The following is a 13,388-nucleotide window of genomic DNA, read 5'->3' as shown; positions in this document are numbered from 1 at the left end:
AATGGGAAAAGCTACTTATACCGTCACGGTCACGAATAATAGCAACGGCGTCTCTGTGGACTATGAAACGGAAGCACCGATGACGTTGCTGGTACCTGAAGTTGCAGCAGAAGTTGTGAAGGATTTGGTCAATACCGTGCGTTCCTACGATACCGAAAACGAACACGACGTTTGCGGTTGGTAAGGATCTTGTAGTATCTATTTGATATAAAGTGATTTTTTAAATCAGAAGCCGCATCGCGCGTCGCCAGCGTGATGCGGTTTTTGCGTATTGAAAAGTGCTGTTTATTTACATCAGACATGGGTTGAAAAGAAACATTAAGAAAACATTAAGAATATCGCATTGTTTGCTAATGAGAGCGTATTCATAAAACTTATGATTGGGTATTAAAAACCAGAAGAGTCTTATAATCATGAAACTCGATACCCGATTAACTTCGTCAGCACTTACTCTTGCGCTTGCCGCTGTGGTCATCCCGTTTACGGCGGACTGGCAATTGCCTTTGCTTAACGGCGTGGTGGTCCGATGGATTGAAAACGGACAAGCGTTATGGTTACTGTTTGGGGCGCTATTTACCGCCTGGTATATACGGCCACTTTCCCGTCCCGAAGGGGCAAAGCAGTTTTGGCTATGGGCTGTTGTCTGGTGGGTGGTGCTATTGGGTAGAAGCACCAGTTGGGGGCGTGACTATTTCCCTGACGAGCCGCGTATGCTGTTCAGAACGATTTCAGTGCTATTAATTGCTGCGTTAGTCTTGCCAGTCCTGTTTTCTGCCGGGCTCCGTAAGGAGATTGTTCGTCGCCTACGGGACGCTCCTCTGCCATTGTGGCTGTTTACCGTGACGGCATGTTCATATCTGATTTCCGACACTGTCGAGCATCATCGGTGGTTGTCGCCGATATTCCTGCATAACGCTCGTTACACAGATTTGATTGAAGAGCTTTATGAAGTGCCATTTATGATCGGTTTGTTTATGGTGACCGTGGTGTTTATGCAGCAGGACAAGCAGGATGAATGTACGGCGCTGGAGATGACCCCGTATCACGCAAAATAGCGCGGCTGAAAAAGACCATGAATTCGACATGGGATAGATAGCGGTTAGCAAAAAAAGCCCGCACTCGGTGAGGCGGGCAAATAATACTGGAAGCAATGTGAGCAATGTCGTACCGAACAGGTGGGTTATAAACTCAACCACTCGGTGTTGATAAAGATAATCGTTATCATTAATGATTGCAACCCTGATATTTATGCGCTTTTATCCACGACGCTAAAAGGTGATGGACATCACAAACTTCACTTTCCTGACGATGTGCTATTCTTTTTAACGGCAAATAAACCGCTAACGTAAAGACATAAGTGAGGAAAAAATGGGCATTCTTTCATGGATTATTTTTGGACTTATTGCGGGTATTTTGGCTAAGTGGATCATGCCAGGTAAAGATGGCGGCGGATTCTTTATGACGATCATTCTGGGGATCGTTGGTGCGGTAGTCGGAGGATGGATCAGTACGTTCTTTGGCTTTGGCAAAGTGGATGGTTTCAACTTCGGCAGCTTTGCAGTCGCGGTGATCGGCGCGATTGTCGTGCTGTTAATCTACAGAAAAATCAAAAGCTAAACGCAGAACTTTCAGAGATAATAAAGGCTACGACAGGTAGCCTTTATTATTCAAAATGAATTTACCACCAGCCCAGTTCGGTACCCGCCGCCGCAATTAGCGCGATGCCCATCAACACCATCGTTGTTTTCCTCATGGTTATGCTCCTGGCGCGGCGTAACCGCCAATAAAAAACCATGCCAAAAATAATATTGCCGTAATGAAAATGACGACAGGGAAGAGGATACCCACTCTCATGCTATTACCTTCACTGTTCAGGGGGCGCCAGAATAGCAGGGTTTTCTCAGCGACAAAAGGTCGGTTGCTTTGTGACAGGGCGTGGCTATTACTGACTTAACCCGGGATAAACACCCGCTAAAGCGCTGACAGAAAGTATGGAAATAGCGTACCCGCCAGGTTATCCTGGACAAAATATCGCTTTAAGGAGTCGTTATGAAATTTACGTGGATTGCGTTGCCAGGCGTATTGCTGCTGAGCGCTTGTTCATCGTCGCAACCCAACGCCCCCAGGCCGCCGCGTATTGGGATGCCTAATCCGGCAGCCGTCTACTGTGAGCAACAGGGCGGTACGCTGATGCCGGTGCAGACCCCACAAGGCGTGCGTTCCGATTGCAAATTGCCCAATGGCGAAATCATTGATGAGTGGACATTATGGCGCAGAGAGCACCCTGATACGAAAAAGTGACAACCTGCGGTCCGACGGGATATGATTAAGAACAATCTGATAATGAGTTTCATGCGGCGCAAGAAAATATGTTTCAGTTAAAGCCGGGCGCGTTGGCAATAGTTATTGGCGCTAAAACACCCGCCGGACGGCGGAATATTGGTAAATCGGTTGAGCTATTTTGCCTGTGTCAACCCGGAGATGAATTCATTAACCCGGTAAATGGACACGTCACCTTACTGCCGAAAGAAGCGCCTCGGGCGCTGTGGCTGGTCACGGGCGATGTAGCCTCCGCCGATGGCCAGCACGGTTTTGCCTGGGTGCGGGCAGAACATTTGATGCCGTTGTCCCCGGACAGACAACCAGGCCAGGCGGCGGCACGACAATCACAGCTCTCGTAGCCACTCTGCCAGCACAATGGCATGGTTCTGGCGAGTATCTTTAGTGGCGTATAGCAACGTTAGCGGCTGGTGTCGGGCAATATCCGCCAGACGTTTGCCTTCTTGATGCTGTTGCGCAAGTTCTGCCCGGTATTGCTGCGCGAAGTGGTTAAAATCAATCAGTTCGCTATGAAAGGCTTTGCGCAATTCGGTGGAGGGCGTAATGGCCTTATTCCATTCATCATAGACCAGCGCCGATTTTTTAATGCCGCGCGGCCATAGCCTGTCAACCAATACCCGATAACCATCGTCTTTTTCCGCCGGGAAATAGACGCGCTTACACTGGATTCGCATTTTTCCCTCCTGTGATGGTGTCGCTTACGGTACTTTTGTCGGATAGCGGTAATGATTTTAATGGATCAGGCCTGATAAACGAAGCGTCATCAGGCATTCAAGTGGGTATCAGGTTTATTTATGACGCTATCTCTCGATCGCGTCCGGCGTAGAGGCCGAAAATCGCCATGATGATAGCCAGAACCGTTACGCCCGATAGCGGCAGATACCAGCTACCGCTGGCATCATGAAGTTTTCCCATGACGGGCGGCCCAGATGCCGCCAGTAAATACCCGACCGACTGCGCCATGCCGGAAAGCGCCGCCGCCTGATGCGCCGAACTGGCGCGCAGGCCGATAAACGTCAGGCCGAGGATCATCGTCGCGCCTGAACCGAAGCCGAACAGTAGCGTCCAGATGATCGCCTGGCCCGGCACAAACCAAAGCCCCGCCGCACCCACTGCGCACAATAGTGAGACCAGCGCGGCAATCCAGCGTTGATCGTTAAAGCGATGCAAAATAAGCGGAATGGCTAACCCAGGCGCCGCGGTCGCCAGTTGCAGCAGGCCATGTAGCGATCCTGCCTGTGCTTCGCTGTAACCGTGGCTGATGAGTATTGTTGGTAACCAGCCGATAATCACATAATAAATCAGTGAGTTAAGCCCAAGAAACAGAGTAACTTGCCAGGCTAAAGGCGAACGCCAGATACCGCGTTCATGTAATGCCCGGGAGCTACTCAGGTTAGCTGAGCGGGTAGTGCGCCACTGCGGCAACCAGATAAGAAACGCCAACAGCGGAAACAGCATTAGCATTAACAGCGCGCCGCGCCAGCCAAAACCGTGCAACGCCAGCGGAACCACCAGCGCGGACCCCAACGCGGCGGCGGCGCCCATCGTCAATGAGTACGCGCCCGTCAGCCTGGCGACATGTTGTGAAAAATCGCGCTTAATCAATCCTGGTAGCAGCACATTACCCAGCGCGATCCCGCACCCAATAATGGCAGTTCCGGCAAATAACAATGCAGCGGAGGGCAGGGAGCGGAGGGCAATACCCGCGCAAATCAGCAGCATTGCGGCAAACAGACTGCGTTCCATCCCAAACCGGCGGGCAATACCGGCCGCCAGCGGCGAAACCAGTGCAAACGCCAGAAGCGGCAAGGTTGTTAGCAGGCCCGTCTGGGCGGTGGAAAGACCGTAATCCGAACGGATTGTCTCCAGCAACGGCGCAGCGCCGGTAAATGTTACACGTAGCGTAGTGGCTATCATCAAAATACCGGCAATCAGTAAAGCGCCCTGTTTGCCGCGTGGTGAAAGGGCTGTCGTCATCGTTTTCTCATCTTGTCAGGCGAGGCGATACCTTAACAGTTTTTACTGTTTGGATGAATCAAGCTAAAATGACAATTTATCGCTAAAATCGGACAATATAATGATTGGCCTGAGACTGGACGGTTACGATCCCGACCTTCACCACGATGCCGCTGTGGCCTTTTGTATTCGCGCCAGGGATGATGAACTGTTTAGCCCTCGCCATCAGCATCGCAAGGGACAGTTGATTCTCGCTCTGCACGGCGCGATTACCTGCGAGGTGGAAAATGCGATGTGGATGGTTCCGCCCCAGTATGCCGTCTGGCTCCCCGGCTCGCTGCCGCACAGTAATCATGTGACCGCAGGGGCGGAGCTGTGCTTTTTATTTATTGAACCTGCGGCGGTCGTCATGCCGGAGCGTTGCTGCACGCTGAAAATTTCGCCGTTATGCCGGGAGTTGATTTTGTCGCTGGCGCGCAGAACCGATCCCGAAAGAGCGCAAATGCCAACGCAGCGCCTTATTCAGGTGTTGTTTGATGAACTGCCGCAGCAGCCGCAGGAACAATTACAATTACCGGTATCGGGGCATCCGAAAATTCGCCAAATGGTTGAGACAATGGCGCAGGAGCCCGCGCGATGGAATACGTTAGGGCAGTGGGCCAGCGTATTCGCGATGAGCGAGCGTAACCTTGCCCGGCTGGTCGTCAAAGAGACGGGACTAAGCTTTCGTCGCTGGCGTCATCAGTTGCAATTAATCCTGGCGCTACAAGCGCTGATCGCGGGACGTAATGTACAACAGACGGCGCAAATGCTGGGTTATGATTCCACCACGGCATTTATTACCATGTTTAAAAAAGGCCTGGGGCAGACGCCAGGCCAGTATCTGACGGGCGAGTTACTGCTTCCCCACAATTAAAGAGACCAGCCCCGCCGCAATCAGTGGGCCGACCGGCACGCCGCGAAACAGCGCGACGCCAAGTACCGTACCGACCAGCAGCCCGGCGACGAGCTGCGGTTGGTTTCCCATCAGCGTAATGCCGCGACCGCCCAGCCAGGAGACGAAAACGCCGACGGCAATCGCGACCAGCGATTTCCAGTTCACAAAAGAGTGGATCAATGTGGAGGGCGGTAGGGTTCCGCTGGCGATGGGAGCCATTACGCCGATGGTCAGAATGATAATCCCGACGGTGAGTCCCTGTTTTTCAATCCAGGGAAAAAAGGTATTCAACGGGGTTACGCGGACAATAATCAGCACCAGAATTGAGACGGCGACAGTGGTGTTGTGGCTGATAAATCCCAGAGCTGCCAGTCCGAGCAGGATCAGCAGAGTGACATCAAACATTATGGTTTCCTTGCCAAAAAGTAAGCCTGACTACTTTACGCCCAAACGGCAAAGCGCACAGGCCTTTTTAACGATTGATGCGGATTTCAGGCAACTGCCTGAAAGACAATCTCTACGTGAAAAACGGCGTTGTCATTAAATTGCCATCAACGCCGCGTATTGCTAACAGGTGAACCGTCATTGTTGTCTTCCTGAGGATACAATTATGTACGATCCACCGTTTCTTGAAGCGCTGATGATTACGGCGTCGTTTTTCGCCATTTTTATCATTATCGTTGTGTCGGTATTGCTCCTTGAAGAGGGAGGGGACTAAGCCGTTGGCGATGACTGAAAGCGGCGGAAGACTGCCAGTTCTGGTCGGGCGATGCGCAGATAGTCCTGTGTATTCATAATGACTGATTTTTCCAGCAGGCCGGCATTAAAGGCAATTTCATCGAAACGCTCAAACAGGAGCGGATCGGCGACCAGTTTCAGATTAGGGTGAAAACTGAAAGGCGGGATCGCGCCAAAAACGCAGCCGGTCAGCATATCGACTTCCGCCGGGCTGGCAAGGGAAGCGCGTAAGCCGCCCAGATGTGAAGCAAGCTGAGAGAGGTCGGCTTGCTGATCGGCCGCCAGAATAGCAAGAACGTGCTGGTTGACGCCGTTGCCTTTGACTTTACAGACCAGCGCTTTTGCGCCCTGGCCCAGCGCAGTACCGCGTATTTCAGATACCGCTTCGCATTTTCCTACCGCTTCATGGTTCACCACACGATAGCGCGCGTTCTCCTGGGTTAATAAAGCCACTAAACGTTGGTGTGTAGCGACACCCTTCGCGACTTCAGTCATTTCGGCCATTTCTCACTCCTGGTGCAATATGAACATTTACTGCGAAGCACTATGATGAACGATGTTGTTTTTGTTGTTTGTTCAGATAGAGCTGCGCATCGGAAGCCTGGTAGGCATCATTAATCGTATCATTGGGCTGCATATTATAAATCCCGGCAGAAAAATGGACTGTCTTATCCGGTGCGATAATTTGCAGGTTACGAATAATACGCTCCGGCAGATGGATAGCCAAATCCGCCGCGTAATCAACAAGAATAATACAGAACTCATCGCCGCCGAGGCGAATGGCGTAATCGCTTTTACGAATCGATGTTTTAATCGCTTTCGCCAACAGGGTAATAATTCGGTCGCCTTCCTGGTGCCCCTGGGTATCGTTGATCAGTTTTAACCTATCGCAATCAATAGCGACAAATGTCACCGGCGTCCCGGTATTGACCAGGCGTTGCAATCGCTGCTCCAGCACCGGTGTTAATATTTTACGGTTGTAAAGCCCGGTCATGGCATCGCTAATATTTTCGCGTGTGACGTTGCGATAAAGCCGAAAGTGCATCCGTACCATATTAAGCAGGAGCGCCGTTGCCAGTAAGTAAAAGGCCAGCGCTTTCCAGGACGAGACAAGGAAATAGGTTAAATCAAGGGACAACGAAACGCGCAGTCCACCAGGGATATCATGGCTATAATTCACATATTGAAACAGATTATTTTTGCTTTGATTAATAATAATTTCTTTTCCGGAATCCAGATCCTTTAGTGTTACGTTAAGATAACGCCAAACCAGCGGACGATCCTGGGTATAAAAAATATTTTTTAAATTATCCTGGTTAACATCCACCATCACGATACCTTTTAACGTTCCCGCCAGATAGACTGGCGTTAAAAAGCTCATGACGTTTTCCTGGGTAATATCATCCATGTAAATACTTGAAATAACCGTACGGCCGGTAAAAAGTTTATCTATATCTTTTCTGTTAATACCCATTGTACCTTTTTGTAAAAAAGTCCAACGATGCATGGCGAAGCGCCGTGAGTTGATTAAATCATAGAAATAGACATAATGTTTATTTAAATCAACGTAATAACGGAATTTAAGCTCCAGTGTGCCCAGCCCGTGACTGTGGTCGTCCTGCGAACGGTTGATGCTTACCGCCTGATCAAATGCAGGCAGTAAAAGGGCGTCATCAAGATTATCGGTACATTGTGTAGCGGCAGTTTGCAGGGTGCCATGTAGCGCCGGGTAATTATGCCGGGTCAGGTTGACGCCGTGCGTACCGTTAATAGCCTCAAAGGCGTCGCAAAACGCGCGGCGTTTTTCTGCGGTGACGGGGTCTCCCGGCGCTTCAAAAGTTCGCATCAAATGTGCGGCGATGCTTTGATTCTGGTACTTATCGTACAAAAACGACGAATCGGCTCTCTCCATGATATAACGCATATAGGCATTCATTGCCCTGTCGCTGGCAATAAGTTCGTAAATCAGGAAGGACGATGTCAAAACGATGACGCTTGCCGAGATAAAGTGCCTGAGCGCTTTATGATGCAAATTCATGATGAACTACAGCCCTGAAAGTCGGATGCGTTAGTTTACCATAGCGATGAGAATTCCTCTAATAGACTGTTTAAAAATAAAACGTGTTGATGTTATGGAATAAAAATCATTCTCGGTTTAATTACGGCAATAATTCGATGTGTTGATATTTTCAATGGTTATTAATGGTAGCGAAAGTAAATTTTCAGGTAACGATGTTACGTTATTTCTTTTAAAAATAGGAAAGCCATTATTATTACAGTGAAAGGAGCGTCGAGCGGTAAGGATAATCTATTTATTCTCTTATTCCTGTAGGGGGAATGATGAAAAGTTGAAAGAAATGGCTGCTATCTCGCTTTTTACATTATTGGCGGCGGGTTTTTCCGCATCGGTTATGGCAGACGACCAGGCGCCTGAAAGAGTTCCAGCAGCTGAAGTTAAGCCCGTTGGTGAACATGTACACTGGTGTACTCTCTTTGATCCAGATGGTATGGAGTTGCCGCCGTTGCCAGGCATGGAATGGCCGTGGTGTTTGTAATATTAACGCAAAGGCATAGCGCTAACGAATCAATTTGTAACATAGGCCAGAACAGCTTTATTCATGCTATACGCGAATAATGATATCAGTCGCGAAGGGTGAACGTTAAGTTGCTAATAAACCTGCCCGTAATAACAACGGGCAGGTTTAGGGTTATACACTTTGATTGGCGCTCTGTTTCTGAAACAATTCGCGGAATACCGGATAAATATCCTCCTGATCGCGAATATGCTGCATGGCGAAGTTATCGAACGTCGCCTGCAGATGTTCATACTCGCGCCATAAGGTCTGGTGGGCGCGGCGGGTAATCTCGATATAGCTGTAATAGCGCACTACCGGCAGCAGCTTTTTCGCCAGAATCTCATGACACAGCGGTGAATCGTCGGCCCAGTTATCACCGTCTGACGCTTGCGCCGCATAGATGTTCCACTGCCCCAGGTCGTAGCGCTCTTTAACCACTTCATCCATGAGTTTAAGCGCGCTGGAGACAATCGTCCCCCCGGTCTCTTGCGAATAAAAGAACTCATGTTCGTCCACTTCCTTCGCCTGGGTATGGTGGCGGATATAAACCACTTCTACGTTCTTATACGTTCGGCTCAAAAACAGATAAAGCAGAATGTAAAAACGCTTGGCCATATCTTTGGTTGCCTGGTCCATCGAACCCGAGACGTCCATCAGACAGAACATCACCGCCTGGCTGGAGGGCTCAGGCCGTTTTTCATAATTTTTATAGCGTAAATCAAAGGTGTCGATAAACGGCACTCGTTCGATTTTAGCCCGCAGTTCGGCAATCTCCCGACGTAACCGCTCCTCTTCAAGCAGTTGCGCTGGTTCGCTGTGGCTGATGGTCTCCAGTTCCGTTTCCAGCGCGTGCAGTTCGCGGCGTTTTCCTGCCGTCATTGCTGTACGGCGCGCCAGAGAGTTTTGTAGCGAACGTACCACGCTGATATTGGCCGGTACGCCGTTTGAGGTGAAACCGGCGCGGTGAGTTTTATACTCGTTAAGCTGGCGATGCTGGTTTTTTTTCAGATTAGGCAGCGCTAAATCTTCAAAGAGCAGATCCAGATACTCATCTTTTGAAATCTGAAAAACAAACTCATCCTGGCCTTCGCCGTCCTGGCTGGCCTGACCTTGACCGCTGCCGGAACCGCCGCCACCGCCTTGCGGACGCTCAATGCGATCATTCTGGATAAAGTGATCGTTACCCGGATGGACGCGATGGCGCAGACCGCCGCGCCCCTGATGAAACATCGGTTCGCTAATATCATCGGTTGGAATAGAGACGGACTCTCCGCTGTCGACATCGGTCACTGAGCGTTTATTAATCGCTTCGGAAATCGACTGCTTAATTTGTGCTTTATAACGACGCAAAAAGCGCTGGCGATTCACCGTGCTTTTATTTTTGCCGTTAAGACGTCGGTCTATGAACCAGGTCATATGCCCCCCGTACTGCCAACTGAGCGCCTGTTCTGTTAGTGCCGGATAGCGCTAACGCTTAGCCAGTCTACAGAACATTACTTTGTAGGCCCGGTAAGCGCAAGCGCCACCGGGCATTAACATCACGACGATTTACGCACGCGCAGGTACCACTCGCACAGCAAACGAACCTGCTTACGGGTATACCCTTTTTCCATCATCCGATCGACAAAGTCGTCATGCTTTTTCTGCTCGTCAGTCGACGTTTTGGCGTTAAAAGAAATGACCGGCAACAGCTCTTCAGTATTAGAGAACATTTTTTTCTCAATCACCGTGCGCAGCTTCTCGTAACTGGTCCAGTTTGGATTACGGCCGCTATTGTTGGCTCTGGCGCGCAGGACAAAGTTTACTATCTCATTACGGAAATCTTTCGGGTTACTGATACCCGCTGGTTTTTCAATTTTTTCCAGTTCGGCGTTCAGCGACTCGCGATCGAACAGTTGACCGGTATCCGGGTCGCGATACTCCTGATCCTGAATCCAGAAATCCGCATAAGTCACGTAACGATCAAAAATGTTCTGCCCGTACTCAGAGTAAGATTCGAGATAGGCCGTCTGGATCTCCTTGCCGATAAATTCGGCGTATTTCGGGATCAGGTAGCCTTTCAGGAACTCCAGATAACGCTCAGCTTGCTCCTGCGGGAACTGCTCGCGCTCGATTTGTTGTTCCAGAACGTAGAACAGATGTACCGGGTTTGCCGCCACTTCCGCATGGTCGAAGTTGAATACGCGGGAGAGGATCTTAAAGGCGAATCGGGTGGAGAGACCGTTCATCCCTTCGTCCACACCCGCATAGTCGCGATACTCCTGGTACGATTTAGCTTTGGGGTCGGTATCTTTCAGGCTTTCACCGTCATAAACGCGCATTTTCGAGTAAATACTGGAATTTTCCGGCTCTTTCAGGCGGGAAAGAATCGAGAAGCGCGAAAGCGTTTCCAATGTGCCCGGCGCGCAGGGCGCATGAGCCAGCTCGCTATGATTAAGTAGTTTCTCGTAGATTTTGATCTCTTCGGAGATTCGCAGGCAATAAGGCACCTTCACAATATAGACACGGTCGAGGAACGCTTCGTTATTTTTATTGTTACGGAAAGTCACCCATTCAGATTCGTTTGAGTGGGCAAGTATGATGCCATTAAAGGGCAGGGCGGAAATACCTTCCGTACCATTGTAGTTACCTTCCTGAGTTGCGGTCAGCAAGGGGTGCAGCACCTTAATAGGCGCTTTAAACATCTCGACGAACTCCATGATCCCCTGGTTAGCGCGGCACAGCGCGCCAGAGTAACCATACGCATCCGGATCGTTCTGGGCGTGGTGTTCGAGTTTACGAATATCCACCTTGCCGACCAGCGCCGAAATATCCTGGTTGTTTTCATCGCCGGGTTCCGTTTTGGCGATGGCAATCTGCTCCAGAATGGAGGGCCAGACTTTCACCACGCGGAATTTAGTAATATCGCCGCCAAACTCATGCAGGCGTTTGGCCGCCCACGGGGACATAATCGTACCGAGATAGCGGCGCGGAATACCGTACTCTTTTTCCAGAATCTGCGCATCTTCCTGCGGATTAAACAGGCATAACGGATGATCGTTGACCGGACTACGCTCGCCGTTGGCGCTTAAAACATAAATTGGCACGCGCTGCATTAGCGATTTCAGCCGTTCAGCGAGCGATGATTTGCCACCCCCCACAGGTCCCAGCAAATAGAGAATTTGCTTCTTCTCTTCCAGCCCTTGCGCCGCATGTTTCAGATAAGAGACAATCTGTTCAATCGCGTCTTCCATGCCGTAAAACTCTTCAAACGCAGGATAGCGAGCAATAACCCGGTTGGAGAAGAGTCGGGAAAGTCGGGGTTCCTGGGCAGTGTCGACCATATTAGGCTCGCCGATAGCCATTAATAGCCGCTCTGCCGCGTTGGCATAAGCACTGCGATCTTGCCGACAAATGGTAAGAAAATCCTGCAGTGTGAACTCTTCGTCCTTGGCAGCTTCGTAACGCTGGCGATAGTGATCGAATATATTCATGATATGCCATCCTTTCGTTTTTTCGCACATGTTAAGAGCCGTTCATATGAATAGTAGAGGCTCCCGGAAGAGGTAGACTGAACGCCGTCTCTGCTAAGGAAAAAAAAGCAACTCTCATGCCATTTTATTGGTCAGAAGATCAACGTGTCCGGTGATACACCTTCTTAACATTAAGCGTAGATGGCATTTGCAAAACTTGCCTGTACGCGTCAGTGGATTTCGATGACATATCAATAACTCATCAGGTAGAAAAGGCTGGTGGATATCAGAAAAAGCGTTCCCGGTCACATAACGATCATCAGCCGATCATCTGAAAATAATCGGTTGTGGTGATATTAAACGGTTACATTGTGTAAAATAGTTGGGCTTACAGGTATTGGCGGTTACACTTTTGCCGCAGAACATTTGAATAAGGAATTATGGATTGTGACCAAACTTAAACTTCTGGCTCTTGGCGTGTTTATTGCAACATCCGCCAGCGTCGCGCACGCTGAAAGCAACCTGACGTTGGGCGCAGGCGTTGGTGTGGTTGAACACCCTTATAAAGATTACGATAGCGACGTTTATCCGATACCGGTCATCGCTTATGAAAGCGAAAACTTCTGGTTCCGTGGTCTGGGCGGCGGGTACTACTTGTGGAATGACAATGCCGATAAGTTGTCAATCATGGCATACTGGTCCCCGATGTACTTCAAACCGGGCGACAGCGATGACCATCAGTTGCGTCGCCTGGATAGGCGTAAAAGTACTATGATGGCGGGCGTTTCTTACGCGCACCACACCCAGTATGGATTCCTGCGTACCTCACTGGCAGGGGATACGTTAGATAACAGTAACGGTATTGTCTGGGATCTGGCCTGGCTGTATCGGTATACCAATGGCGGGCTGACCTTAACGCCTGGTATCGGGGTTGAATGGAATAGCGAGAACCAGAACGATTACTATTACGGCGTATCACGTAAAGAATCTTCGCGTAGCGGCCTGCGCGGCTATAACCCGAACGATAGCTGGAACCCGTATCTTGAACTGAGCGCTAACTATAATTTCGCCGGTAACTGGAGCGTATATGGTACTGCGCGCTACACCCGCCTGTCGGATGAAATTACCGACAGCCCGATGGTGGATAAATCCTGGACCGGTATCCTTTCTACTGGCGTGACCTATAGATTCTGATTGATTGAATTTGCCGGAAAAACCATGACAAAGCCTGCGTTATGCAGGCTTTGTGCTAACTGAAACGCGAACATGGCGGCTTGCATAAATGCGCTGTTGACCGGGGATGGCACAACCTTACGTGATTTATACTTTGTTACATCAATTTAAAAAACTAGCCTTTTATATGAAAAATCTAGGTGATTACAACTGCGC

At 49.8% G+C, this 13,388-nt stretch carries 17 protein-coding genes; 9 read left to right on the top strand and 8 right to left on the bottom strand.

What is annotated here, in order from left to right:
* Nucleotide 1 precedes the first annotated feature (1 nt).
* From NA986_RS05945 to NA986_RS05935, 3 genes are all read left to right on the top strand, one after another.
* Nucleotides 2–184, top strand: a complete 183-nt coding sequence (locus NA986_RS05945) for a DUF1869 domain-containing protein (protein WP_000513733.1) — start codon at nucleotides 2–4, stop codon at nucleotides 182–184.
* A gap of 229 nt (nucleotides 185–413) precedes the next feature.
* The gene (locus NA986_RS05940; RefSeq protein WP_001576139.1) at nucleotides 414–1,055 is read left to right on the top strand and encodes a hypothetical protein; all 642 of its coding nucleotides are present in this window, start codon (nucleotides 414–416) and stop codon (nucleotides 1,053–1,055) included.
* Between the two features lie 313 nt (nucleotides 1,056–1,368).
* Complete coding sequence (locus tag NA986_RS05935; RefSeq protein ID WP_000512149.1) at nucleotides 1,369–1,617, top strand: GlsB/YeaQ/YmgE family stress response membrane protein; 249 nt, start codon at nucleotides 1,369–1,371, stop codon at nucleotides 1,615–1,617.
* Between the two features lie 138 nt (nucleotides 1,618–1,755).
* Here the strand turns inward: NA986_RS05935 and NA986_RS05930 are convergent, their stop codons facing one another.
* Complete coding sequence (locus NA986_RS05930) at nucleotides 1,756–1,854, bottom strand: YoaK family small membrane protein (RefSeq protein WP_001589065.1); 99 nt, start codon at nucleotides 1,852–1,854, stop codon at nucleotides 1,756–1,758.
* A 195-nt stretch (nucleotides 1,855–2,049) separates the two neighbouring features.
* On the opposite strand from NA986_RS05930, the gene NA986_RS05925 reads away from it, so the two are divergent.
* Complete coding sequence (locus NA986_RS05925; protein WP_000673492.1) at nucleotides 2,050–2,301, top strand: putative hemolysin; 252 nt, start codon at nucleotides 2,050–2,052, stop codon at nucleotides 2,299–2,301.
* Between the two features lie 68 nt (nucleotides 2,302–2,369).
* Nucleotides 2,370–2,681: a hypothetical protein gene (locus NA986_RS05920; RefSeq protein ID WP_000487129.1), complete on the top strand. Its 312-nt coding sequence runs from the start codon at nucleotides 2,370–2,372 to the stop codon at nucleotides 2,679–2,681.
* On the opposite strand, the gene NA986_RS05915 is transcribed toward NA986_RS05920, so the two are convergent.
* Both NA986_RS05915 and NA986_RS05910 read right to left on the bottom strand, forming a co-directional pair.
* On the bottom strand, nucleotides 2,667–3,014 hold the full coding sequence (locus NA986_RS05915; protein ID WP_023216197.1) for a DUF488 domain-containing protein: 348 nt from the start codon (nucleotides 3,012–3,014) through the stop codon (nucleotides 2,667–2,669). The two genes, NA986_RS05920 and NA986_RS05915, sit on opposite strands and share 15 nt — an antisense overlap.
* Nucleotides 3,015–3,132: 118 nt before the next feature.
* Nucleotides 3,133–4,317: a CynX/NimT family MFS transporter gene (locus tag NA986_RS05910; RefSeq protein WP_023216198.1), complete on the bottom strand. Its 1,185-nt coding sequence runs from the start codon at nucleotides 4,315–4,317 to the stop codon at nucleotides 3,133–3,135.
* Nucleotides 4,318–4,417: 100 nt separating this feature from the next.
* On the opposite strand from NA986_RS05910, the gene NA986_RS05905 reads away from it, so the two are divergent.
* Nucleotides 4,418–5,212, top strand: a complete 795-nt coding sequence (locus tag NA986_RS05905) for an AraC family transcriptional regulator (RefSeq protein WP_000579793.1) — start codon at nucleotides 4,418–4,420, stop codon at nucleotides 5,210–5,212.
* Here the strand turns inward: NA986_RS05905 and NA986_RS05900 are convergent.
* Nucleotides 5,192–5,638: a DUF441 domain-containing protein gene (locus NA986_RS05900; protein WP_000460698.1), complete on the bottom strand. Its 447-nt coding sequence runs from the start codon at nucleotides 5,636–5,638 to the stop codon at nucleotides 5,192–5,194. The two genes, NA986_RS05905 and NA986_RS05900, sit on opposite strands and share 21 nt — an antisense overlap.
* A 205-nt stretch (nucleotides 5,639–5,843) precedes the next feature.
* On the opposite strand from NA986_RS05900, the gene yoaI reads away from it, so the two are divergent.
* Nucleotides 5,844–5,951, top strand: coding sequence for a small membrane protein YoaI (gene yoaI / locus NA986_RS05895; protein ID WP_000272237.1), 108 nt, complete (start codon nucleotides 5,844–5,846; stop codon nucleotides 5,949–5,951).
* On the opposite strand, the gene NA986_RS05890 is transcribed toward yoaI, so the two are convergent.
* Together NA986_RS05890 and dgcJ are read right to left on the bottom strand one after the other, a co-directional pair.
* Entirely contained in the window at nucleotides 5,948–6,466 is a 519-nt protein-coding gene (locus NA986_RS05890; protein ID WP_010989016.1) for a YbaK/prolyl-tRNA synthetase associated domain-containing protein, read from the bottom strand. The genes yoaI and NA986_RS05890 overlap by 4 nt on opposite strands.
* Nucleotides 6,467–6,515: 49 nt before the next feature.
* Nucleotides 6,516–8,009, bottom strand: coding sequence for a diguanylate cyclase DgcJ (dgcJ, locus tag NA986_RS05885; RefSeq protein WP_079940880.1), 1,494 nt, complete (start codon nucleotides 8,007–8,009; stop codon nucleotides 6,516–6,518).
* Nucleotides 8,010–8,319: 310 nt separating this feature from the next.
* Between dgcJ and NA986_RS05880 the strand changes: the two genes are divergently transcribed.
* Complete coding sequence (locus NA986_RS05880; protein WP_024147178.1) at nucleotides 8,320–8,526, top strand: hypothetical protein; 207 nt, start codon at nucleotides 8,320–8,322, stop codon at nucleotides 8,524–8,526.
* Nucleotides 8,527–8,679: 153 nt separating this feature from the next.
* On the opposite strand, the gene NA986_RS05875 is transcribed toward NA986_RS05880, so the two are convergent.
* A complete protein-coding gene (locus NA986_RS05875; protein WP_198889107.1) occupies nucleotides 8,680–9,963 on the bottom strand; it encodes a YeaH/YhbH family protein in 1,284 nt (427 codons plus the stop codon).
* A 122-nt stretch (nucleotides 9,964–10,085) separates the two neighbouring features.
* Nucleotides 10,086–12,020 (bottom strand): protein kinase YeaG, encoded by a 1,935-nt coding sequence (yeaG, locus tag NA986_RS05870; protein ID WP_001518010.1) that lies wholly within the window; start codon nucleotides 12,018–12,020, stop codon nucleotides 10,086–10,088.
* 426 nt (nucleotides 12,021–12,446) lie between these two features.
* Between yeaG and NA986_RS05865 the strand changes: the two genes are divergently transcribed.
* The gene (locus tag NA986_RS05865) at nucleotides 12,447–13,193 is read left to right on the top strand and encodes a MipA/OmpV family protein (protein WP_000163762.1); all 747 of its coding nucleotides are present in this window, start codon (nucleotides 12,447–12,449) and stop codon (nucleotides 13,191–13,193) included.
* Nucleotides 13,194–13,388 lie beyond the last annotated feature (195 nt).

The sequence above is a fragment of the Salmonella sp. NW177 genome, assembly GCF_051811585.1.
GTDB classification, from domain to species: domain Bacteria; phylum Pseudomonadota; class Gammaproteobacteria; order Enterobacterales; family Enterobacteriaceae; genus Salmonella; species Salmonella enterica.
The sequence above is the reverse complement of the archived record's forward strand: the minus strand, read 5'-3'. Positions and strand labels throughout refer to the sequence as shown.

Coding starts and splice junctions, on each gene's coding strand:
- NA986_RS05945 (WP_000513733.1), top strand. CDS start 2: ATGGGAAAAGCTACTTATACCGTCACGGTCACGAATAATAGCAACGGC.
- NA986_RS05940 (WP_001576139.1), top strand. CDS start 414: ATGAAACTCGATACCCGATTAACTTCGTCAGCACTTACTCTTGCGCTT.
- NA986_RS05935 (WP_000512149.1), top strand. CDS start 1,369: ATGGGCATTCTTTCATGGATTATTTTTGGACTTATTGCGGGTATTTTG.
- NA986_RS05930 (WP_001589065.1), bottom strand. CDS start 1,854: ATGAGAGTGGGTATCCTCTTCCCTGTCGTCATTTTCATTACGGCAATA.
- NA986_RS05925 (WP_000673492.1), top strand. CDS start 2,050: ATGAAATTTACGTGGATTGCGTTGCCAGGCGTATTGCTGCTGAGCGCT.
- NA986_RS05920 (WP_000487129.1), top strand. CDS start 2,370: ATGTTTCAGTTAAAGCCGGGCGCGTTGGCAATAGTTATTGGCGCTAAA.
- NA986_RS05915 (WP_023216197.1), bottom strand. CDS start 3,014: ATGCGAATCCAGTGTAAGCGCGTCTATTTCCCGGCGGAAAAAGACGAT.
- NA986_RS05910 (WP_023216198.1), bottom strand. CDS start 4,317: ATGACGACAGCCCTTTCACCACGCGGCAAACAGGGCGCTTTACTGATT.
- NA986_RS05905 (WP_000579793.1), top strand. CDS start 4,418: ATGATTGGCCTGAGACTGGACGGTTACGATCCCGACCTTCACCACGAT.
- NA986_RS05900 (WP_000460698.1), bottom strand. CDS start 5,638: ATGTTTGATGTCACTCTGCTGATCCTGCTCGGACTGGCAGCTCTGGGA.
- yoaI (WP_000272237.1), top strand. CDS start 5,844: ATGTACGATCCACCGTTTCTTGAAGCGCTGATGATTACGGCGTCGTTT.
- NA986_RS05890 (WP_010989016.1), bottom strand. CDS start 6,466: ATGACTGAAGTCGCGAAGGGTGTCGCTACACACCAACGTTTAGTGGCT.
- dgcJ (WP_079940880.1), bottom strand. CDS start 8,009: ATGAATTTGCATCATAAAGCGCTCAGGCACTTTATCTCGGCAAGCGTC.
- NA986_RS05875 (WP_198889107.1), bottom strand. CDS start 9,963: ATGACCTGGTTCATAGACCGACGTCTTAACGGCAAAAATAAAAGCACG.
- yeaG (WP_001518010.1), bottom strand. CDS start 12,020: ATGAATATATTCGATCACTATCGCCAGCGTTACGAAGCTGCCAAGGAC.